General features: G+C 63.1%; 16 protein-coding genes and 1 tRNA gene. 10 read left to right on the top strand and 7 right to left on the bottom strand.

Features of this window, described 5'->3' with window-relative positions; genetic code table 11:
* Window positions 1-9 precede the first annotated feature (9 nt).
* Together LWF01_RS09970 and LWF01_RS09965 are read right to left on the bottom strand one after the other, a co-directional pair.
* Complete coding sequence (locus tag LWF01_RS09970) at window positions 10-1,275, bottom strand: AI-2E family transporter (protein WP_349637254.1); 1,266 nt, start codon at window positions 1,273-1,275, stop codon at window positions 10-12.
* Between the two features lie 68 nt (window positions 1,276-1,343).
* A complete protein-coding gene (locus tag LWF01_RS09965; RefSeq protein WP_349637253.1) occupies window positions 1,344-2,780 on the bottom strand; it encodes a cell division protein in 1,437 nt (478 codons plus the stop codon).
* Window positions 2,781-2,939: 159 nt separating this feature from the next.
* Here LWF01_RS09965 and LWF01_RS09960 point away from each other — a divergent pair, with 159 nt between their 5' ends.
* The 3 genes from LWF01_RS09960 (at window position 2,940) to LWF01_RS09950 (ending at window position 5,434) form a co-directional block, all read left to right on the top strand.
* A complete protein-coding gene (locus tag LWF01_RS09960) occupies window positions 2,940-4,130 on the top strand; it encodes an acetyl-CoA C-acetyltransferase (protein WP_349637252.1) in 1,191 nt (396 codons plus the stop codon).
* 317 nt (window positions 4,131-4,447) lie between these two features.
* A complete protein-coding gene (locus LWF01_RS09955; RefSeq protein WP_349637251.1) occupies window positions 4,448-4,759 on the top strand; it encodes a thiamine-binding protein in 312 nt (103 codons plus the stop codon).
* Between the two features lie 6 nt (window positions 4,760-4,765).
* The gene (locus LWF01_RS09950) at window positions 4,766-5,434 is read left to right on the top strand and encodes a CDP-alcohol phosphatidyltransferase family protein (protein ID WP_349637250.1); all 669 of its coding nucleotides are present in this window, start codon (window positions 4,766-4,768) and stop codon (window positions 5,432-5,434) included.
* Window positions 5,435-5,503: 69 nt separating this feature from the next.
* Here LWF01_RS09950 and LWF01_RS09945 read toward each other — a convergent pair whose 3' ends face one another.
* A complete protein-coding gene (locus LWF01_RS09945; protein WP_349637249.1) occupies window positions 5,504-7,069 on the bottom strand; it encodes an MFS transporter in 1,566 nt (521 codons plus the stop codon).
* A 747-nt stretch (window positions 7,070-7,816) separates the two neighbouring features.
* Between LWF01_RS09945 and LWF01_RS09940 the strand changes: the two genes are divergently transcribed.
* The gene (locus LWF01_RS09940; protein ID WP_349637248.1) at window positions 7,817-8,923 is read left to right on the top strand and encodes a serine hydrolase domain-containing protein; all 1,107 of its coding nucleotides are present in this window, start codon (window positions 7,817-7,819) and stop codon (window positions 8,921-8,923) included.
* A 297-nt stretch (window positions 8,924-9,220) separates the two neighbouring features.
* Here the strand turns inward: LWF01_RS09940 and LWF01_RS09935 are convergent.
* A tRNA-Arg gene (locus tag LWF01_RS09935) sits at window positions 9,221-9,293 on the bottom strand.
* A 266-nt stretch (window positions 9,294-9,559) separates the two neighbouring features.
* Here LWF01_RS09935 and LWF01_RS09930 point away from each other — a divergent pair.
* From LWF01_RS09930 to LWF01_RS09915, 4 genes are all read left to right on the top strand, one after another.
* Window positions 9,560-11,323, top strand: a complete 1,764-nt coding sequence (locus tag LWF01_RS09930) for a dynamin family protein (protein WP_349637247.1) — start codon at window positions 9,560-9,562, stop codon at window positions 11,321-11,323.
* Window positions 11,320-13,185: a YfjP family GTPase gene (locus tag LWF01_RS09925; RefSeq protein WP_349637246.1), complete on the top strand. Its 1,866-nt coding sequence runs from the start codon at window positions 11,320-11,322 to the stop codon at window positions 13,183-13,185. Before LWF01_RS09930 ends, LWF01_RS09925 begins: the two co-directional genes overlap by 4 nt.
* A 3-nt stretch (window positions 13,186-13,188) precedes the next feature.
* Window positions 13,189-13,668, top strand: coding sequence for an SPFH domain-containing protein (locus tag LWF01_RS09920; RefSeq protein ID WP_349637245.1), 480 nt, complete (start codon window positions 13,189-13,191; stop codon window positions 13,666-13,668).
* Between the two features lie 259 nt (window positions 13,669-13,927).
* Window positions 13,928-14,512 (top strand): single-stranded DNA-binding protein, encoded by a 585-nt coding sequence (locus LWF01_RS09915; protein WP_349637244.1) that lies wholly within the window; start codon window positions 13,928-13,930, stop codon window positions 14,510-14,512.
* 103 nt (window positions 14,513-14,615) lie between these two features.
* Here the strand turns inward: LWF01_RS09915 and LWF01_RS09910 are convergent, their stop codons facing one another.
* Both LWF01_RS09910 and LWF01_RS09905 read right to left on the bottom strand, forming a co-directional pair.
* Window positions 14,616-16,508, bottom strand: coding sequence for an ABC transporter ATP-binding protein (locus LWF01_RS09910; RefSeq protein WP_349637243.1), 1,893 nt, complete (start codon window positions 16,506-16,508; stop codon window positions 14,616-14,618).
* A complete protein-coding gene (locus LWF01_RS09905; protein ID WP_349640883.1) occupies window positions 16,505-18,235 on the bottom strand; it encodes an ABC transporter ATP-binding protein in 1,731 nt (576 codons plus the stop codon). The genes LWF01_RS09910 and LWF01_RS09905 overlap by 4 nt, the downstream gene beginning before the upstream one ends.
* Window positions 18,236-18,464: 229 nt before the next feature.
* On the opposite strand from LWF01_RS09905, the gene LWF01_RS09900 reads away from it, so the two are divergent.
* Window positions 18,465-19,025, top strand: coding sequence for a DUF6993 domain-containing protein (locus tag LWF01_RS09900; protein ID WP_349637242.1), 561 nt, complete (start codon window positions 18,465-18,467; stop codon window positions 19,023-19,025).
* A 73-nt stretch (window positions 19,026-19,098) separates the two neighbouring features.
* Window positions 19,099-20,781 (top strand): energy-dependent translational throttle protein EttA, encoded by a 1,683-nt coding sequence (gene ettA, locus LWF01_RS09895; RefSeq protein WP_349637241.1) that lies wholly within the window; start codon window positions 19,099-19,101, stop codon window positions 20,779-20,781.
* Here ettA and LWF01_RS09890 read toward each other — a convergent pair.
* Window positions 20,757-21,767, bottom strand: coding sequence for a DMT family transporter (locus tag LWF01_RS09890; protein ID WP_349637240.1), 1,011 nt, complete (start codon window positions 21,765-21,767; stop codon window positions 20,757-20,759). The genes ettA and LWF01_RS09890 overlap by 25 nt on opposite strands.
* Between the last annotated feature and the right edge of the window lie 42 nt (window positions 21,768-21,809).

The raw sequence follows: 21,809 nt of genomic DNA, 5'->3' as shown, positions 1-21,809 counted from the left end.
GTTGGCCGGCTACAGCTGGTCCTGACGGGGAATCAGGACTTCGCGAATCAGCAACATGACTGCTGCCGCGACCGGAATCGCGGTGATGGCACCGAGCACTCCGGCCAGCGCGCCACCGCAGAGCGCAGCAATCACCGCTACTGCGCCCGGCACGGAGACCGCGCGGGACATCACCCGAGGTTGGATCACGTAATTCTCGAGCTGCTGATACGCCACGTAGTAGATCAGCACGACCAGCGCGCTCTGCCAGGATTGGAACAGCGAGATGATCACGATGATGACGGCGCCGATGGTGGCACCGACAAGAGGGATCAGGCCGAAAAGCGCTGCCACCACGGCAAGGATGGTTGCGTACGGAATTCCCACGATCGAGAGCATGATGTACGTGCACACCCCGTTGAGCGAGGCGATCAGCACCTGTCCGGACACGTAGCGACCGATGTTGTTCATGATCTCGTCGCCCAGCAACCGGGTGCGCTCCCGGCGACTCCGTGGAGCGAGCCGGTACAGCCATTCTTTGGTCAACGGCAGGGAGGCCAGGAAGTACAGCGTGAGCACTAGCACGGTGAAGATGCCGAAGGCACCCGAGAACACAGCGCGTCCGGCACCGACTACGCCGCCGAGCAGCGCGGTGATGGTTTCGGAGTCGCTGAGCCGGCGCTCCAACTCCTCGGTGGCGCCGTTGATCAGGCCGAACTGCTCGTTGAGATCGATAAACCACCGTGAGTTCATCACATCGTTGACGTACTGCGGTGCGGCCGCCAGCAAGTCAGACGTCTGACTTGAAATCGTGGGCACAATCGATGAGATGAAACCGGCGATGGCGGCGATCAGCACTCCGAAAACCGCCAGAATCGCCACCGGCCGGGGTAGTTTCTTCTTCACCAGCCAGGCGACGACCGGTTCGAGGCCGAGTGCGATAAACAGCGCACAGACGATGAGGGAAAGGACGTCACTGAGCCGCCCGACCAGCTGCCAGAGCATGATGGCGAGCAGCACGCCGACCGCACCGACAAAGCCGAAGTACAGCGGGTTGCCGACATTGAACGGCGGCCCCGGCGCGCCGAAGCGTCTCGGCCGGTGCACCGGCTGCGGGGCGGCATCCGGGACAGCGAATTGCTCCTGTTCGAACGCCGCCTCATCAAGCTGGACGACATCGTCCTCCGGTTCCTGCGGAGGACGATAATCGGGCCGTGGCAGGAAGATGGCCTTCATTCCCTGGCCCACCAGTTTCAGCCCGTGGGCTGCCCGTTCGGTGTATTGTCCGAGCGTCAAGCAAGGCTCCGTGTCGTCAGCGGGGAAGGGGTGTCGTCGGCGGGGAAAGTGGAGTCACGCTTGCCGGATCACCTGCGGGCTTTTGCCGTCGCAGGTTCGTCCGTGTCGTCGAGCTCTTCGTCGCGTTCCTCGTCGTCGAGCTCGTCGTCGAGCTCTTCGTCGTCCGACTCGAAGTCGTAAACGTCGTCGCCGTTCTTACTCGCCGCGCCGTCGGCGCCCTCGTCTGCCACGTCGTCATCCACCGTTGCAGTGCCTTCGGCGTCGACAATGACCGTCGAGTCATCCGAGACCAGTTCAGATTCAGCCTCGTCGGACGATCGGCTGTCAGGCGCCGAGCGTGGCTGCGCCGGTGCGTCCGCGGGCTGCGCGGGTGCGTCCTTGCCGGCGAGCGCGTCGAGCAGCTGGGTCGGAGCGGCGAACATTCCGCGCAACTGGTCGAGCTGGGCGGTGATCGTCTTGCGCTGGGTGGTCAGCAGGTTCACCTGGGCCTGTGCCGCCGCGACATCGCGCTTCGCCTGGGTGTTGGCCTCTTCGATTGAAGCTTCGGCCGAAGAGCGCGCCTCGGCAATCAACTGCTGAGCACGCTTGCGTCCGTCTTCGATAATGGCGTCGGCCTTCTGCACTGCCTCGTTCCGGGTTGCCTCGGCACGGGCCGATGCTTCCTGCGCTTGCTGGTTGGCTGCCGCGGCGCGCTGCTGCGCATCCGCAACCAATGCGCGGGTCTCCTGCACGGCTGCCTCGTGAGCTTCCTTGAGCTCTGCCTCGGATGCCTCACGCTTGGTAGCGATCTCGACATCGGCATCGTTGGCCTGCTCGCGCACCTGAGTCCGCAGCCGGTCGGCCTCGACCCGGATCGCCTCGGCATCCTTTTTGGCCGTCGCCCGGATCTCGGCAGCTTCACGTTCGGCGGTCGACTTCAGTTCGGCCAATTCGCGGCCGAGTGCCGCGCGTTGTTCCTTGGTCTCTCCAGCAACGGTTGAGCGAAGTTCGGCTGCCTCGCGCTCGGCGGTCGCGGTCAGTTCGTGTGCCCGCTGCTCCGCACCCTTGATCGCCTCATTGGCACGCAACTCGGCCGAAGACCGAATGCTGTCGGCCTCCGAGCGTGCCGAGTTCAGCAACTCGTTGGCGGCGCCCTGGCTCTTCGAGCGCTGGGAGGCGACCTCTGCCCGGGCGTTGTTCCGGATGGTCTCGGCATCCGATGTCGCCTGGGTCAGTGTCTCCCGGGCCTGTGCTTCTGCAATCTTCAGCAGGTGGTCGATTCGCGAGCCGGGCGCGGCCTTGTCTTCCTCGCTGCCCGAGGTCAGTTCCTTAAGTCGTCGCTTCGACTCGGAGAGCTCACCGGAAAGCTGCATTTTGCCACGGTCGGCCGACTCAACCAGCTTGCGCGCGTCCTGAAGTGCCTTCTGCGTGTTGGCCAGTTCGGCACTGAGTTGTTGCAGTTTGTGGTCGACTTCGGTCTTCTCGTAGCCTCGCATGGCTGTGCGGAATTCTTCTTGCGCTGGCACCGTTAGACTCCTGAGCAGTGGTTTGTGGACGCGATGGGCGTCGAGACTTCTATAGGCTATTGTGTCAGGTTTTCTTGGACGTTGGACGGTTGCCATCCTAGTCCGGTCACCGTGGCACCCGGTCTGGTACATACAGGTGAGATGACAAGGAGGTCAGTAATGGTCCAGCCAGTTATTGTGGCGGGCGCTCGGACGCCGTTCGGACGACTGCAGGGCGGATTGAAGAGTAAGGCTGCCAGCGATTTGGGTGGCGCGGCGATCAAGGGCGCGCTCGAGAAGGCAGGACTGGCTCCGGAAGCAGTCGATTACGTCATCATGGGGCAGGTGCTGACGGCGGGAACCGGGCAGGGCCCGGCTCGCCAGGCCGCTGCAGCCGCCGGCTTGCCGATGTCCGTCCCGGCGATCTCGATCAACAAGTTATGCCTGTCGGGCATCAATGCCATCGCACTGGCCGCGACGCTGGTGCGCGCGGGAGAGTACGAGGTCGTGGTGGCTGGCGGCCAGGAGTCGATGACTCAGGCACCGCACCTGCTGGAAAAGTCCCGGGACGGCTTCAAGTACGGCGACGTGACGATGCGGGACCACATGGCCTACGACGGCCTGTGGGATGCCTTCACGGATCAGGCCATGGGCGCTCTCACCGAAGACGCCAACAAGGGAGACCAGGAGTTCAGCAGGGAAGAGCAGGACGAGTTCGCGGCCCGTTCGCATCAACGGGCTGCCGAAGCGTGGAAGAACGGGGTGTTCGACGACGAAGTGGTTGCGGTGACGATTCCACAGCGTCGTGGCGACGATATCGAGGTCACCGCCGACGAGGGAGTGCGTTCCGACACGACGGTCGAGACCTTGAGCAAATTGCGTCCCGCGTTCCGCAAGGACGGCGCCATCACGCCCGGCAATGCCTCGCAGATCTCGGATGGCGCGGCGGCTGTCATCGTCACCTCCCGGGAAAAAGCCGAGGAGCTAGGCTTGCCGATCCTTGCCGAGATCGGGGCGCATGGTTCGGTCGCTGGCCCGGATTCTTCGCTGCAGCATCAGCCGGCTGATGCGATCTCTCGCGCGGCGGAGCGGGAAGGGATCAGCGTTGCGGATCTGGATGTCGTGGAGATCAACGAGGCGTTCGCGTCGGTTGGGCTGTCCAGCACGAAGAAGCTGGGCGTGGATCCCGAGAAGGTCAACGTCAACGGCGGCGCGATCGCCATTGGGCATCCCATCGGGGCGTCCGGAGCACGCGTTGCGCTTCACCTGGCGCTTGAGCTGGCCCGTCGTGGCGGCGGTGTGGGTGCCGCGGCGCTGTGCGGCGGCGGTGGACAGGGTGACGCATTGATCCTGCGGGTACCGAAGGGCTAATTTCGGCCGGATGGCTGGGCTCGGACGGCGGCCGGCCTGCTGCGCTCTTCGGCGGCAGGCGCGGCCCGCCTCGCTCATCTCGCGCTCGTGTCTCGCTCGAGATGCCCGACCACACCCTGACGGGCCGCGCCGCCCGCCATGGGAGGGACGCCGTCTCGCCCATCTTGCTCGGCGGGACGGCGGGACGGTCCGCTTTCTGCTTAACAGGGGCCGATATGAGTGACGACGTAAAGGAGATACCGGACCGTTTCGGGGGTGAGCGGAACGGCCGCCGGAATTCGCGCGCGATGGCGGCCGGCATGTGACACTCTTGAAGCATGCTAGTTGCGTTTTCCGTTGCCCCCAGCGGAACAGGGGATGCCTCCGGTTCGGTGCATGACGCCGTGGCCGAAGCAGTGGCGATTGTGCGAGCCTCCGGGTTGCCGCACCGCACGGACTCGATGTTCACCACCATCGAAGGTGAATGGGATGAGGTGTTCGCCGTGATCAAGGCAGCGACCGATGCGGTCGGCCATTACGGTAGCCGGGTCTCGCTTGTTGTGAAGGCCGATATCAGACCGGGCCACACCGGCGAACTGACCGGAAAGCTGGAACGGTTGGAAGACGCGATAGGACGTCAGCAGGGCTGACCAGCCATGAAACTGATCAATGCCGGGGCCCGCGAGGGGCAGAAAGAGGTCGTGCACGATACGGCACTCACCTGGCCCAACGTGATCACGCTGCTCCGATTTTTGGGGTTGCCACTGTTCATTTGGCTGATCTTTGGTGCCAGCGATTACATTGCCGCGTTCATTGTGATCGGAGTCGTGGCGGCAACGGATTGGATCGACGGGTATATCGCCCGGCGGTTCGACCAGGTCTCCCGGCTCGGCAAGATGATCGATCCGATTGCCGACCGGCTGTTGCTCGTGGTTGTCATTGTCTCTCTGGTTGCCGCCGGTATCGCACCGTGGTGGATTCTGGCCGCGATCCTCGTTCCGGACCTGGTGCTGACCGTCTGCTCGGCCGTGTTCTTTCGCGGATCGCCGGAACTGTCGGTGACCGTAATCGGGAAGATTCGCACCGCATTGCTGCTGGTCGGCACGCCGCTATTGCTGGCGGGATCGGCACGCGAGTTTGTGAACAGTCCGGTGTTCGCCATCGGGATGGCGATCACAGTGCTTGGCTGCGTTGGTCACTTGATCGCCTGCTTCCAGTACCTGCGCGCCATGGTGCGAGTATTCCAGGCGAGGCCAGGCGCCGGGGTGCGCCGGCCAGAGATTCCCTGCCGGCCTGAGAATTCCCGCCGGCCCGAGAATCCCTAGAGAACCTGCCAATTATGGCCCGCTCTCGCCTTGGCGGTTGCGCTCTCGGACCTGCTCTCGGACCTGCTGTCAGGCCCGGCTGTTCTGTGCCGGCTGCTTAGCCTCATCCAGGTAGGAGTCCTCGGCGTCGACATCCTTGCCGGTGGGGTCCCAGCGGATGATCGCCACGGCGAGGGTTCCCAGCAGGGGAGCGATGGCTACCACCCAGAAGACGTTGGTGCCGAGTGAGGCGCTCAGGATCGGGAATCCGATCAGCGACACGATCGAGAACGACCGGAGTACTCCCTGATTGAAGCCGACGGCAACGCCGCGAAGTGAGGTTGGGTAGCTCAGCGTCGCGTAGGACATCAGCTGCGCGCCCGGCCCGAACGCCTGGAAGAAGATGAACAGCGCCAGCATCAGCACCGCAATGATGACGAGTGCGCCACTCGGGATACCCAGGATGGCTAGGGCGAGCAGCGACGCGGTCTGCACTGCAAAACCGATCAGGGCCAGCTTGCGCGAACCCAGCCGAGTCACCAGCGACATGCCGATCAGTCCGCCGCCGACGCCGAAGGCGAGGTTGATCACCAGCGAGGACAGGATGGTCGTCAGCGGTCCCTGCTGGAAGAGTTCGGTGACAATCAGCGGAGTGCCGTAGGCGACCGCGTTGTAGCCGAAGGTGGAGAACACGCTGACGCACAGCGCGACAGTTGTGCGCAGGCGGTACTTCGGCGAGAACAGGATCCTGAACGAGCGCGCCGAAGTCTTTGGCGGTTTCGCCGCGTCCAGTTGCGACTTCTCGGCCAGGACCGCGTCAATTGCGTACTTGTTTCGCAGGATCTCGACGGCGCCGCGGACGTCACCCTGATTGGCAAGCCACTGCGGCGACTCGGCCATGTACTTCCGGCGCACGAGCAGCACGATGATGGCGGGGACAGCGCCGAAGCCGACAACGAGACGCCACAGGATTCCCTGCTCAGCCGGCGGCAGCAGGAGGAAGAAGGTCAGTACGACCAGGTAGCCGACTCCGGTTGCGGCGTACCAGGCAGGCGACCAGGCGTTGACCCGCTCGGAGCGATTGCCCTTGCCGCGCAAGCGGGAGAATTCCGCGAGGAACGCCATCGCGACCGGCAGGTCGAGTCCGACGCCGATGCCCATGATGAAGCGGAAGAAGATCAATGTCCATTCGTCCGGTGCCACGGCGCAGCCCAGTGCGGCCACCACGAAGAACACCATATCGGCCATGAAGAGTCGGTAGCGGCCGAAGCGATCGACGAGATACCCGCCGGCGATCGCACCGACGACGGCCCCGACCATGATCGAGGCATTCACCAGGCCGGTCATGAAGCCGTTGAGTCCGAACTCTTCCTTGACCGCAGTGATGCCGAAAGCGAGTGAGGAAAAGTCATAAGCGTCCATGAAGATGCCGCCGAGGGCCAGGATGATGACGGCGAGCGCACCCTTTTGCTGGGATCCGCGCTCGCTCAGCACGGCGGAGACATCCCGGGCGGACCGGATGATCACCTGGCCGAGCTCGTTATGCGTCAGTTTCTGGCTGGGGTCAGCGTTAGCGGACGTGGCGCTTCCAGGTTCGGTGTTACTGGTCGCGGTGCTTTCGGGCAAGGTTGAACCCGAACGATCTGCATTGGACATGCCTGCAACGCTAGGTCGAGGGACGCTGCCTGTTTCTGGAGCAGCGTCACAAACTGTCATATTGCTAGGCCTGTAAGGACTGCCCGTTGCTCGTGACATGGACCGGGCCCGATCAGTATCACCAGTTACGCGATAAGTGGCGATATTACTCTGGAGGAGTGAACCACTTCCGTGAGTGGGAATTCTTGGCCAATTGGGAGTACGGGTTGTTAGCCTGGCAGCTGGATGGCGAGAGAGGTGCTTCTGACGGTCGGACGAAACGTTGGCATACCTTGACAGGTTTCCCGCCAGGAACGGCCGTCGCACACAGGGGCACTGAACGTGCCGTTCCGGGTGTTCGTGGCCGGACAAAGTTCCAAACTCACGCCAACACCTGAGACCGTTGATTTCTCGGCCAAAGCCGGGATCGAGATGCCCGGGCCGTGGGTGATCCGTTCGGACTTTCGGGGCCGGTTTCCCTAGCCGTTGAGAAACTTCCAACCTCGTACACCCCTGATTGACCGCTTTCCTTCGGACGGAGTACGAATCAGGTCAGACCGTTCAGGCCTCGGCAGGAGTCGTCGCATCTGCAGCGATAGTCCCCCGTTCAACCGGTGCAGGATCTTATTTGCGCGGGTGAGTAGCTCTCATCGAAAGGGCCGCCATTACGTTGCCCGCCGGTTCGTTGTCTCCAATGTCGGTGCCCGTTCAGAGTGACGGCGGAGGGTATCATCGGCCTACGCAACGTCTTCCGACAAGGAGCATCACGTGTCCGACGCCCTGCACGACACCCTCGCCCGTCACGTCGGGGCCGGAACGATGCCCGGGGCCGTCGCCACGATCGGAGCGCAGTGCGAACCGGTCGCGGTCGGCCACGCTGCGCCGGGTGGGGAGCCGTTACGAACCGACGCGATCTTCCGTATCCAATCGATGACGAAGTCGATCACCGCCGTAGCTGCGCTGCGTCTGGTGCAGGATGGCGTGATCGCTCTGGATGATCCGGTCGCCAATTGGTTGCCGGAACTGGCCGAGTCGCGCGTGCTCGTCCGTCCCGACGCTCCGCTCGAGGAGACGAGGCCTGCACGCCGCCCGATTACCGTGCGCCATCTGCTCACCAACCAGTCTGGTTATGGGGTCATGACCACCGACTCCCCGCTGCGGCAGGCGATGATCGACGCTGGGGTGGAGGCAGGCGCCGAGCCCGTGGATCGCGGTGCGCAGGACTGGCTCGAGGCACTTGCTGCTTTGCCGCTCGCCTTCGAGCCCGGCGGGGCCTGGCGCTACCACCATTCTTTCGGCCTCCTGGGCATTCTGCTCGGGCGCGTGACTGATCGCAGCACGCAGGATGTGCTGGACGCGACGGTGTTCGAGCCCGTGGGCATGCCCGACACCGGGTTCATCGTCCCGCTAGAGCAAGCGCATCGCCTGCCTGCAGCGTTTCGGCATGGAGCCGACGGCCTTGAGCAGTCCGAGCCCGCTGGGGCGGGCTTCTACGTCGAGCCGGCGCCGTTCGACGTCAGCCACTCCGAGCTGGTCTCGACCCTCGCGGATTATCACGCGTTCCTGAGGGCGTTGGTCGACGGCCGGTTGATCGGCCCCGACCTGCGGGACGACCTACGCCGCGACCAAGTGGATGCCGCAGCAAAGACGTCAGACAGCTTCTTCCCTGGCTTCTGGGAGAACACCGGGTGGGGGTACGGCGTCTCTGTCGTGACGGATGGTGCGCACCGTGGCCGGTTCGGCTGGTCCGGCGGACTCGGCACCGATTTCTTCGTGGAGCCCGACGGCACGATCTGCATCTTCATGACGCAGGTGGAGATGGACGAGCGGATCTTCGCACTGCTCGCCGAGCTACAGGGGCTGAGCGGGGCCTAGGATCGGCCGCCGCTCCACCTAGCTGGAAGCTGTTCATCCTGGACGGGCCCAGTTTGTCCCGGGTCCCCGTCTGTGGAGTGGAGTGGAATGGCGTGACCGAGACCAGAACCCCTTGCTACGCGGTCATGTCTCAGGCGAGCCAGCGGCTTGGACACGCACCGTAGCCCTTCCTGTCCATCGATGGTCTTTACTACAGGCAAGGCCCGCGACCGGCACGCGACCAGCGCCACCGCAACGCAAGAGTCCGAAGTCCCAACGCCATCCATTTGGCTGCATGTTGGAACTTCGGACATTAAGTGCCCCCGGCGAGACTCGAACTCGCAACCTACGGATTAGAAGGCCGTTGCTCTATCCATTGAGCTACGGGGGCGACTGAACCATCTTAGGCGAAGGACAGGGTGCGCCGTCGAACCGGCCGGGCGACGAAATCGTGATCCAACCTGCAGCCGGGTCGGGCGGGAACGCCCACCATGTCCCGGTACGAAAACGGCTGATGACTAAGCTGGACACCATGGACAGGCACCCCTCCCGCGGCAGCGGCCGCGTGACCGCGGTAAACGGCCTGATCAGCTCCCGTTTTACTGCCCTACGGCGCGCCGAATTGGTGAGGCGCGGCGAATTAGGCAGTCTTACACTGTGAAGGCTCCAGAGCAGCTGCAATCCCCAGCGGCAGAATCCAGCCCGGCAGACGATGCCGCTCTGTTGCGCGCGCTCCAAAACCTGCTTGAGAGCATCGAGGAATCAAAATTCCCGTTGGACACCGCGGATGCGCAGGCCGCCAGAACCAGACGCAGCAGGCTGCGGGACCAACTCGCCGATTATCTGATCCCGCGAGTCACCAAGCTCGATGCGCCACTGCTCGCCGTCGTTGGTGGCTCCACCGGCGCAGGCAAATCAACGCTGGTCAATTCGCTGGTCGGCCGGGAAGTCTCGCCGTCCGGTGTCCTACGTCCGACTACCCGCTCGCCCGTACTTGTGCACCATCCAGATGATGCCCCGAGCTTCGACGACGACCGAATCTTGCCGAATCTGGCGCGGGTACTGCGATCGGCAAGCGATGGTGAGAACAGCTCCGAGGGCAGCCAGCCGGGTGTGCGCCTGATTTCGGACGTCGCGCTGTCGTCGGGGCTGGCCGTACTCGATGCTCCCGACATCGATTCGGTGCTCGAAGCGAACCGCACGCTGGCCGGTCAACTGCTCGCCGCCGCTGACCTGTGGATTTTTGTGACAACAGCCTCCCGATACGCGGATGCCGTGCCATGGGATCTGCTGAAAGCTTCCGCCCGGCGCGGTACAACGGTGGCCATGGTGCTGGATCGCGTTCCGGCCGAGGCAAGTCGCGAGGTACGGCATCATCTTTCGGAGCTTCTGGTGGCCGCCGGCCTCGAATCCACACCGCTCTTCACAATTCCCGAACTGTCCCTGCAGGAAGGACTGCTGCCCGAGGCCGCGGTGTTCCCGGTGAAGTCCTGGGTACTGAATCTCGGTAGCAATCCGCGAGCGCGCGCGCTGGTCGTCCGGCGGACCCTGCACGGGGCATTGTCGACCATTCCGGACGCAGCGGAAGATCTTGCGGCTGCTGCGGCGTCACAGCACGAGGCGCGGCTTCGGCTTGCGGTAGATGTGGACGAAGAGTTCGACGCCGCGCAGCATAATCTGAACCGTTCGCTGGCCGACGGGCGTGTGCTCCGGGGTGAAGTGCTGGCTCGCTGGCAGGATTTCGTCGGCACCGGCCAGTTCTTCCGCGGCATCGAGCCAACGGTCTCCCGGCTACGCGACCGGATTACCGCGGCAATCGGCGGAAAACGTGACAGCGCTGGACCGCTCGGTGAGGCTATGAAGAGCGCAGTAGCTGCGTTGATCCGCGAACAGGCGGTGGAAGCCCTGAGCGCGTCCATCCGACGATGGCGCGTGCGGCCCGAGGGTGAGGCGTTGTTGGCTGGTAACCCTGCGATCGGAGCGCTTTCGGACGGCTTTGACCGGGAAGTGACGACACTCCTCCAGGAATGGCACGATGACGTCAATACTCTGGTTCGTGAGGAAGGGCAGGGAGCGCGCGCGAAAGCCCGCATTCTGTCATTCGGGATTCACGGCGTGGGCGTAGTCCTGATGCTCGCCGTCTTCAGCGGCACGGGAGAGCCGGACAGTGCCAATGGAGAAGAGCCAGAGAACCCGGCGGGAACCGTGGCGGTCGCGCAGCGTCTGCTTGAGGAGATCTTCGGTGATCAGGTGATGCGGGAACTCAGCGTCCGGGCCAGGGCGGGACTCCGCCAGCGCATCGAAGCTGTCATCGCGGGTCAGCGTAAGCCGTTCGATAATGTTCTTGAGCCTCACGCCGCCTCAGAACGTAAGAGTGGGCGACTGCGGGATGCGGGCCGTGAATTGCAGGAGGCACTATGACCACGGCGAAGCCCGGCCAGGCCGCACCGGCCGGCGGAGCAAACAACCGCGGAGCGAAGACCGGAACGCCGGATGGCGTTGTCAGCTCCGAGTTCGGCGAGCTGATTGCCGCCATCAGTGGTTCCCTTGAGCTGCCTGCGGACCGGCTCACTCCCGAGACACGTGCGGCCGCCCGCGCCGTCATCGAACGCACCCGGGGCCGGATCGGACTCGGGCTGCACCACACGGTGGTCGCGCTCGCGGGCGCTACGGGTTCAGGTAAGTCGAGCCTGTTCAATGCCATTTCCGGCCTGGACATCGCGACAGTCGGCGTGCGCCGCCCGACAACCGCGAAGCCGAGCGCATGTGTCTGGGGCGAGGGCGGCGCGGAGATCCTGGAATGGCTCGAGGTACCGGCGCAGAACCGGACCTGGCGCGAGAGCGCGCTGGATGCCGACGACGAAAAGCCGCTGCATGGGCTGATTCTGCTCGACCTGCCCGACCATGATTCCACCGCGCTGGAGCACCGCAGGGAATCCGATCGCCTGGTCGAACTCGTCGACCTGCTGATCTGGGTTGTCGACCCGCAGAAGTACGCGGACAACGCGCTGCACGAGCACTATCTCAAGCCACTCGCCCGGCACTCCGATGTGATGGTCGTCGTGCTGAACCAGATCGATCGGCTGCAACCGGAGCAGCAAGACAGCTGCGCGAGGGATCTGCACCGGCTGCTTGCCGACGACGGGCTTGGTGACGCTACCGTCACGCTGGCTTCGGCACAGACTCATGAGGGCATACCGGAACTCCGGAGTCTGTTGGCCGATGCGGTGGCCGGGCGTGAAGCATCGACGGCCCGCGTCAGGGCTGATCTGGAAAGCGTGGCGACCCGGATTCGCGAGGAACTGGGTGAGCCAGCAGGTGATGTCGGCCAGCTGGCGGACTCCAGCGGGCTGATCGAAGCCATGGTCAGCGCTGCGGGCGTTCCGGCCCTTGTCGATACGGTCAGAACTGATTACATCCGTCGGGCATACCGGGCCACTGGCTGGACTCCGCTGAGTGCGCTGCAGCGATTGCGGCCGGACCCGCTCGGTAAGGCGCACGGCGAGTCGACCCGGGCAGAGCTGATCCATGCGGCTGTTCCGTCGGCAACGAAGGCACAGCAAGCGCGGGTCAATCTGAGTACGCACGACCTGTGTGTCAGCGCCTCGGCGGGCCTGACCCCACCGTGGAAAGACGCGGTGTTCGCTGCCGAGAAGACGAGCCGCGGCACGCTGAACGAATCGTTGGACACCGCCGTCATGGCAGTAGATCTGGACATCTCCCGACCTGGTTGGTGGGGCGTGGTCAAGGGCCTGCAGCTGTTCTTCTTTGTGCTGACCGTCCTCGCGGGGCTGTGGCTCGCGGCGTGGGGAGTGTTCGGCTTGTTGCAGATTCCCGGACCGATCGCTGGCATCAACTCGATCCTGGTGCCGGCCACTCTGTTCCTTGCCGGAATCGTCGGATCTGTCGTCGTCTGTCTTAGTGCGGCATCCGCACGGCGGCGCGGCGCGGAGAACGCGGCAGCAAAGGCGGATAGCGCCTTGCGCGCGGCGGTGACCAGGGTGGCAGGAACAACGTTCCTGGCTCCCGTCGTCTCCGTTCTTGAACAGCATCGCGCCGCGCACGATTCGCTGGCCGCCGCTTCTCGGGGCCAGGGCCGCGTCCGCCAGGGGGAGACGGACCCTGCCGGCCAGCAAGTCGCTTCCGGACAATCAGGCCCACGACCTGCGGATTCTGGCGCAGCGAATGCTGGACCGGCAGCCGCCGGTGTGGTGGCGCCCGCAACGGGATATGCCGGGTCGTCCGGCGCGGCCGCGACCGGCGACCAGGGTGCTCGAGCCTAGGCCATGACCTGGCTGGTCGTCCTTGCTGTCGCCACGGTGCTTGTTCTGTGGCGCTCGGTCGTACGCGTACCGGGCGATCACTCGTACGTCGTGGAGCGGATGGGAAAATTTCATCGCGTCTGCGTTCCCGGGATGCACCTGGTCGTGCCCATACTGGAGAAGGTCGCACATAGGGTGAACCTGCGTGAGCAGGTGCTGCGCCTGCCTTGCGTCACGGTGAATCGGCGAGACGAAGCGGACGTAAGCAACCGGCTCGCGTATGACATCACTGTTTCGTTCACGGTCCGCGACCCGCGTAAGGCCAGTTATCGAGTGCCGAATCACGCTCTTGCCGTTGAGCAACTGTCTGTGACCACGATTCGCAACTGCGGCTCGTGGGAACGGACCGATCGCGAGCTTGGGGGCATGCTCGAACAAGCGCTTCGCGATTCGCTGCCGCAGTGCGGGCTCGCGTTGAACCGGGCCGAGGTCGTGCGGCGTTAGTCCCGTCGGCTGTCCCTGTCGCCGGTTCATGTCACTGGATCCCCGGTTTCCGTCACCAGCTCGCGTCACTCGTTCCAGTCACCCGGACGATCCACGTCCCGACTCGGGGACGACTCGCGTCCATCCGGCACTCCGGTGCTCACTCGTTGACACAGGGGCTGGCCTCGATAGTTCTATCCACAGATTTCCTTCGGGATCTCCGTGCCGCAGATTCTCCGGCTTCACTAAGTGAAAACGGTCAACAGGCAGGAGAAGGCAAATGCGAAACACACTAACCGTCGTCGGTTGGGTCGGCACAGATCCGTCCAGTGGGCTTTCTGCGGATGGAGTTCCGTACGTGAGTTTCCGGCTGTCCTCGGACGACGGCTACTTCGATCGAGATGCCAGGGAATGGGTCACTTCGGAGGCGAACTGGTACACGGTGAAGGCTTTCAGGTCGCTCGCGCAGAACGTCTCGATGTCGGTGGAGAAGGGACAGCGGGTGATAGTGCACGGAAGGCTCGAGATCCGCCGTTGGTCGAACGGCGAGAAGTCCGGTACAGATGTGTGCCTGATGGCGCACAGTGTTGGGCACGACCTGTCGACCGGCACATCCGCCTACACTCGTACCGCCGGTGCGAAGACCGGCGGGCGCGGCGAGGAGCAAAACGGTTCGGACAACGGTGGCTTCGGCGGTACACAGGCCGCGCAGGCTGGAGCCGAGGAGAATGACGGCTCTGAGCCGAAGGACGGCGCGGAATCGAGTCTGACTGCAGCCGGGGCCGGAGCCGGGTCCGGGGCCGGAGCCGGGTCCGGTACAGCGAAGCCTGGCGCCTCCGGTAGTGGTGGTGATGCTCCGTTTTAGGCCAGCGGTGACGCATGGGTTCCCCGACTACGCCGGGCTGACCCGGGCTAGCAGCATCAGAGCCTGCGGAGACGTTTGGTTCTCCGACTACGCAGGCCCCGTCCTACACGGTCGCCTGCGCGAATTGGCTGTTGTATAGCTCCGCGTAGAAGCCGTTAGCCTCGAGCAGCTCGTCGTGGTTGCCCTTCTCGACAATCTTGCCATCGCGCATCACGACAATGACTTCGGCATCGCGAATGGTGGACAGTCGATGAGCGATAACGAAGCTGGTCCGTGACTGCCGCAATCGGTCCATCGCCTGACGGATCAGGACCTCGGTGCGGGTATCGACGGAGCTTGTGGCCTCATCCAGAATCAGCACCGAGGGATCCGCCAGGAAGGCGCGCGCGATGGTCATCAGCTGACGCTGGCCCACGCTGAGACTGGAGCCATTCTCGTCGAGCACCGTGTCGTAGCCATCCGGCAGCGCACGGACGAAGTGATCGACATGCGTCACCTCGGCGGCGGCGATGATTTCCTGCTCCGTGGCGTTTGGCGCGCCGTAGGTGAGGTTCTCCCGAATCGTCCCGCCGAACAGCCAGGCATCCTGCAGCACCATGCCGAAGTTTCGCCGCAGCTCGGCCCGGTTCATCTTCGCCGTGTCGACTCCATCGAGCCTGATCTGGCCGGCGTTGATGTCATAGAAGCGCATGACCAGGTTGACCAGCGTTGTTTTGCCGGCGCCGGTCGGGCCGACGATCGCCACCGTCTGTCCCGGTTCAGCCACAAGGGACAGGTCGTCGATCAGCGGGGTCTCTTCCTCGTACCGGAAGCTGACATGATCGAACTCCACCCGGCCACGGACGACCTCGGGACGTTCGCCTGGCACGGGTTCCGCGCCTTCTTCTTCGGCATCCAGGATTTCGAAGACACGTTCGGCGGACGCCACTCCGGATTGCAGGATGTTGATCATTCCGCCGATCTGCGCCAAGGGCTGGGTGAACTGCCGCGAGTACTGGATGAACGCCTGGACATCGCCGATGGATATCGCTCCCGAGGCGACCCGCAGGCCGCCAACGACCGCGATTGCCACGTAGTTCAGGTTAGAGACGAACTGCATCGCCGGCTGCATCACGCCGGAGAGGAACTGTGCCCGCGCCGAGGCCTGGTAGACCCGTTCATTCTGCTCATCGAAGGTTGCCAGCGCAGCGTCCTGCTGGCCATAGACCTTGACGATCTCATGGCCGGTGAACATCTCCTCGACGTGCCCGTTCAGTAAACCGGTGTCTTTCCACTGGTTCATGAAGTGATTCTGCGAGCGTTTGGCGATCAGTGCGGTGATGACTGCGGCAACCGGAATTGTTACGAGAGCGATCAGAGCCAGCAAAGGCGAAATGGAGAACATCATCACCAGCACACCAACCACGGTCAGCACCGACATCAGCAACTGCGTCAGCGTCTGGTTCAGGGTCTGCGCGAGATTGTCGATGTCGTTGGTGACCCGGCTGAGGACGTCGCCGCGTGACGTTGAGTCGAAGTACTTCAACGGCAACCGATCCAGTTTTGCCTGAACAGCTTCCCGAAGCCGATACATGCCCCGCTGCGTCACTCCGCCGGTGATGTAACCCTGCGACCAGTTGAAGAAGAAGCCCGCGACGTACAGAACTCCGACGAGCAGCAGCACCATCGACAGCTGGTGGAAGTCGATGCCGGCGCCCGGCTGCGCACCGGAACCGGCGAGCACATCGGCGATCTTGCCCTGGCCCTGCTGGCGCAATCCTTCCACGGCCTGCGCCTTCGATACTCCTTCAGGCATTGACTTTCCAAGGATGCCGTCAAATATCACGTCGGTCGCGGACCCGAGAATCTTGGGCGCCACGACCTGAGCTGCGACTCCGAGAGCTGCCAGAAAGAGGACGAAGGTCATTCGTGCCCTGTCCGGACGCATCAACGCCAGGATGCGCAGCACACTGGGGCCAAAGTTAGCTGCCTTGCGTGGCGCGGTTACATCGCTCATGCTGCCTCCTCCGCGGTGAGCTGTGACGACACGATTTCCTGATAGGTTTCGCAGGTTTCGAGAAGTTCATGATGACTGCCCCGACCCACAATCCTGCCTTCATCGAGCACGATGATTTGATCTGCATCGAGGATGGTGTTGACCCGCTGGGCAACGATGATGACCGTGGCGTCGTTGGTCACCGTATGCAGTGCGCTGCGGAGATTGACGTCCGTGCTGTAGTCCAGAGCGGAGAAGCTATCGTCGAACAGGTACAGCGTTGGCCTGTGCACCAGTGCCCGCGCAATCGAAAGCCGCTGCCGCTGGCCGCCGGACACGTTCGTCCCTCCCTGGCTGATCGGCGCGTTTAGTCCCTCAGGGAAGTTCTCGACGAAATCCGCGCCCTGCGCGATTCGCAGTGCATCCCAGAGCTCGGCGTCCGTTGCATCTGGGTTCCCGTACCTCAGGTTCGAGGCAACCGTCCCGGAGAAGAGGTAGGCCTTCTGCGGAACGTACCCGATGCTCGCCCGCAGCGACACTGAATTGAGGTCTGTGATCGACAGCCCATCGATGGTGATGTCACCGCTGGTGGCGTCCATTAGCCGTGGGATCAGCCTTAGCAGCGTGGTCTTTCCGGCTCCGGTTGAACCGATGATGGCCGTTGTCTCGCCTGGTCGGGCGGTTAGTGAGATCTCGGAGAGTACCGGCTGCTCGGCGCCAGGGTAGGAGAACTCGACATTGTGGAAGCCGAGCTCGCCGCGAAGTCGGACCGGCGCCGCATCGTCATCGAGCACGACGCTGGATTCGGTGCTGAGCACCTCCTGGATTCGTTCCGCGCAAACCGCGGCCCGGGGAATCATCATGAACATGAACATCGCCATCATGACCGCCATCAGTATCTGCATGATGTAGGCCAGGAAGGCGGTCAGGGCACCGATCTGCATACCGCCGGAGTCGATCCGGATCGCGCCGAACCACATCACCGCGATCATTGCGATGCTCACCACGAACATGATTGAGGGGAACATCAACGCCAGTAGCCTTGCTGTCCGCAGCTGCGTCGTGGTCAGATCCTGGTTTGCACCCGCGAAGCGGTCCTTTTCGTGATCGGAGCGAACAAAAGCCCGGACCACCGTGACGCCCATGATTTGCTCGCGCAACACGGTGTTGACCCGGTCGATCTGTTTCTGAGCCAGCCGGAACAGCGGAACCAGCCGCCGGACCAGCAGAAAGACCACGATGACCAGCAGCGGAATGATGAAAACAAGCAGGCCCGATAGCGCCACGTCCTGCTGCAGGGCCATGACGATGCCGCCGATACACATGATGGGCGCGGCGACGAGGAGTGTGAACGACATCAGGACCAGCATCTGCACCTGGTGCACGTCATTGGTCGACCGAGTGATCAGCGACGGCGCACCGAAGTTGCCCACTTCTCGTGAAGAGAAGGTCTGGACACTGGTGAACACCTTGCGTCGCAGCTGCCGGCCGACCGCCATCGCCGTGCGTGCGCTGAAGGAGATTGCGGTGATCAGACAGAGGATCTGCAGCGCGGATGCGGCCAGCATGATTCCGCCGACGCCAAGGATGTAATCGGTGTCGCCCTTGACGATGCCATTATCGATGATGTCGGCGTTCAGGGTGGGGAGGTAGAGGTTCGCCAGCGTCTGCACCAGCTGCAGGGCGCCGATGACGGCGATGGCGGGCCGATGTTCGCGAAGTTCGTTCAAAACAAGGCGCAGTAGCACAAGCACTTCCAGGGTTTACGGATCAATTCGTTTCAATACCTACGTTGCCAGCTCGTTCTTACATCTCTCTTACATGGCTCCGGTTCATCCCGGATACGTGCCTTGCGCAGATATCCCGAGTGGGACCGTCGCGTCGATTACTCTTGGAATGCGAACAGACTTAGGCACAAATCAGCCTACGGCCGTGCACGGCTCGTCTGCCAGATATTTTTCGATAGGACACCAGGGAATGCATCAGGTAACTCGCGCGAGACTCGTCGTCACCATCGCCGCGGTGTGTGCGGCCGGAATTACCGGGTGCAGTGGTCCCGCGCAGGAAGATGCTCCGCCGCAACAAAGCCAGACAACCGGCGGCGCTCAGAGCGAGGGTGATTCCGGGGATGTGGAGACGGCGAAGTCCGCACTTGAAAAGCTGGCCGGAAAGAGTTCGCTGCCGACATCGAAACAGCTCTTCGATGCACTGCAGGATGCCGGTTTCAAGGACGATCAGCTCGAAGCGTCCATCGACAAGTCACCGCTAGGTCACGACGTTCCGTCGAAAATGTTCGGTATCCGCGTCTCCGACGGTTGTGTTATCGGCGAGGTTCGTGAAGGAAAGGTCTCGGCGGAACTCGCGCAGCCGATCGAAAGCCTGGACAGTTGCCTGATCGGCGAGGTCGATCTTCCCAAGGGGGTCGAACGGAAGTCGGGTGAGCCGAAGTCCGACGACGAGAAGGACAGTGCTGCGACATCCGGTGCGGACGCGGACTCGTCAGAGAATTCGGAGGGGTCCGGGGTGGCCGGCGAGTAGTGGGCCAATCAATTGGCTCGACAATTGAGCCGAGTCGCAGTGCGGCCGCTAAGCCAGTAGCCTTGAAGGCACTATGGCCGAATTTATTTATCAGATGCACAAGGCGCGCAAAGCGCACGGTGACAAAGTCATCCTCGACGATGTGTCGATGTCGTTCTATCCCGGGGCAAAGATCGGCGTCGTCGGCCCCAACGGTGCGGGTAAGTCCTCGATCCTGAAGATCATGGCCGGCCTCGACCAGCCATCGAACGGCGAGGCGCGGCTTTCTCCTGGATATTCAGTCGGCATCCTGCTGCAAGAGCCGCCGCTGAACGAGGAAAAGACCGTTCTGGGCAATGTCGAAGAAGGCGTTGCCGAAATCAAGGGAAAGATCGACCGGTTCAACGAGATCTCCGCGTTGATGGCCGAGCCCGATGCCGACTTCGACGCGCTCATGGACGAGATGGGCAAACTACAGGAAGCGATTGACGCGGCCGACGCCTGGGATCTCGATTCCCAGCTCGAACAGGCTATGGATGCGTTGCGCTGCCCGCCGCCGGAGGCTGACGTGACAGTCCTCTCCGGAGGAGAGCGCCGTCGGGTCGCTCTGTGCAAGCTGTTGCTGGAGAAGCCTGACCTGCTGCTCCTCGATGAGCCGACCAACCATCTTGACGCGGAGAGCGTGCTGTGGCTTGAGCAGCACCTGTCCCAGTATCCCGGCGCAGTCCTCGCGGTCACCCACGATAGGTACTTCCTGGACCACGTGGCGCAGTGGATCGCGGAAGTCGATCGCGGCCACCTGTACCCCTATGAAGGCAACTACTCCACGTACCTGGAAAAGAAGGCGGAGCGTCTTCAGGTTGCCGGTAAGCGTGACCAGAAGCTGCAGAAGCGGCTGAAGGACGAGCTTGAGTGGGTTCGTTCCTCTGCGAAGGGACGTCAGACGAAGTCGAAGGCCCGTCTTGCCCGCTACGAGGAAATGGCGGCAGAGGCGGAACGCACCAGGAAACTCGACTTCGAGGAGATTCAGATTCCGCCAGGCCCACGCCTCGGCGATATCGTCATCGAAGCTAACGATGTACGAAAGGGCTTTGACGATCGCATCCTGATCAACGATCTGAGTTTCACCCTGCCGCGAAACGGCATTGTCGGCGTTGTCGGACCGAACGGCGTGGGAAAGACCACCCTGTTCAAGACGATCGTCGGCATGGAAGATCTGGACGGCGGCGATCTGAAGATCGGCGAAACGGTTCGGATCTCGTACGTTGACCAGAGCCGCGGCGGCATCGACCCGAACAAGTCGCTGTGGGAAGTCGTTTCTGACGGGCTGGACTACATCCAGGTCGGCAACGTCGAGATGCCGTCTCGGGCCTACGTGTCCGCCTTCGGTTTCAAGGGCCCGGACCAGCAGAAGAAGGCCGGCGTACTTTCCGGTGGAGAGCGCAACCGGCTGAACCTTGCACTCACGCTGAAGCAGGGTGGAAATCTGCTGCTGTTGGATGAGCCGACGAACGACCTGGACGTCGAGACGCTGGGTTCGTTGGAAAACGCCTTGCTGGAATTCCCGGGTTGTGCCGTGGTCGTCTCTCACGATCGCTGGTTCCTCGACCGGGTTGCGACCCATATTCTGGCCTACGAAGGCACCGAGGCGAACCCGGCGAACTGGTACTGGTTCGAGGGCAACTTCGACTCCTACGAGGAGAACAAGGTAGCGCGAATGGGCGTCGAGGCGGCACGCCCGCACCGCGTCACCTACCGTCGACTGACCCGCGACTGATCGTCGCTGCCTTCTGCGGTCCGTTGTGGCCCCGTTACCTGGTTCACCGGGTGACGGGGCCGCTTTCGTTTGGCAGTGCCCTTGCTCTGACTGACCAGGATGCCGAGCACAATTGCGATTCCGCCAACGGGTTGATTCCAGTGCAGGGTTTCTGCAAGTACAAGGATTCCGAGGATGACGCCCACCAGCGGCGTGAGATAGGTGACGCTGGACGCCGCCGTCGATCCCCAGCTGCCAACGATCACCGTGAACCAGATGTAGGCGATTCCAGTCCCCACCGCGCCAAGGCCGATCATGCTCAGGACGATAGGCAGATTGAGGGCAAGCGGCGTTGTCGCGGCAAATGGAGCGATGAGAAGCATCATCGCAGCCGCGATGCTGATCTGCACGGCTGAGACCGTCACCGCATCGTGCCCGTTCGCCCCAACGACGAATCGACGCAGGTAGCTAAAGGCGATCCCGTAGCACGTCGTCGCCACGAGGCACGCCAGCTGTGCCGGGAGCGATGAGGCGAACAATGGATCGCCCAGCACATCCCAGGGCCCCACAACTACCACCACGCCGATGGCTCCCACGAAGACGCCGAGAATCTGTATCCGGTTCAGGCGTTCGGCAGGCAGCATCAACGCAGACACAGCCAGGGTCGTGATCGGGGTGGTGGCGTTCAGAATGCTCGACACGCCTGAGGGCAGGAACTGGCTTGCCCACGAGAAGAGCAGAAACGGCACCACACAAGCGAACAGGGCAACTATGCTCAGGTGGCCCCAAAGCTTCGGTTCGCGGGGCCACTTTCTCCTCGTGATCATCATCAGCGCGCACAGGGTGATAGCACCCAGCAAGAGGCGACCCAGCACCACCTGCGCCGGCGACATGCCGCCCACGGCGACCTTTATGAACAGGAAGCTGGATCCCCAGATCAGGGCGAGCGCCAGATACGCAGCCACAAGCATCGGGGTGCGAATCGGCAGCTTTGTGGTGCCTTCCATCATTGATCTCCGTTTCGTTTCCTCCTACTCTGAGGGGACGGA

Source organism: Saxibacter everestensis (genome assembly GCF_025787225.1).
Lineage (GTDB): Bacteria > Actinomycetota > Actinomycetes > Actinomycetales > Brevibacteriaceae > Saxibacter > Saxibacter everestensis.
Note: the sequence above shows the minus strand (reverse complement) of the source record. Positions and strands in the feature narration are given on the sequence as shown.

Bases quoted from the DNA above. Each gene is read 5' to 3' on its own strand.
- LWF01_RS09900 (WP_349637242.1), top strand. From the start codon at position 18,465: ATGCATCAGGTAACTCGCGCGAGACTCGTCGTCACCATCGCCGCGGTG.
- LWF01_RS09960 (WP_349637252.1), top strand. From the start codon at position 2,940: ATGGTCCAGCCAGTTATTGTGGCGGGCGCTCGGACGCCGTTCGGACGA.
- LWF01_RS09945 (WP_349637249.1), bottom strand. From the start codon at position 7,069: ATGTCCAATGCAGATCGTTCGGGTTCAACCTTGCCCGAAAGCACCGCG.
- LWF01_RS09915 (WP_349637244.1), top strand. From the start codon at position 13,928: ATGCGAAACACACTAACCGTCGTCGGTTGGGTCGGCACAGATCCGTCC.
- LWF01_RS09950 (WP_349637250.1), top strand. From the start codon at position 4,766: ATGAAACTGATCAATGCCGGGGCCCGCGAGGGGCAGAAAGAGGTCGTG.
- ettA (WP_349637241.1), top strand. From the start codon at position 19,099: ATGGCCGAATTTATTTATCAGATGCACAAGGCGCGCAAAGCGCACGGT.
- LWF01_RS09920 (WP_349637245.1), top strand. From the start codon at position 13,189: ATGACCTGGCTGGTCGTCCTTGCTGTCGCCACGGTGCTTGTTCTGTGG.
- LWF01_RS09955 (WP_349637251.1), top strand. From the start codon at position 4,448: ATGCTAGTTGCGTTTTCCGTTGCCCCCAGCGGAACAGGGGATGCCTCC.
- LWF01_RS09910 (WP_349637243.1), bottom strand. From the start codon at position 16,508: ATGAGCGATGTAACCGCGCCACGCAAGGCAGCTAACTTTGGCCCCAGT.
- LWF01_RS09925 (WP_349637246.1), top strand. From the start codon at position 11,320: ATGACCACGGCGAAGCCCGGCCAGGCCGCACCGGCCGGCGGAGCAAAC.
- LWF01_RS09890 (WP_349637240.1), bottom strand. From the start codon at position 21,767: ATGGAAGGCACCACAAAGCTGCCGATTCGCACCCCGATGCTTGTGGCT.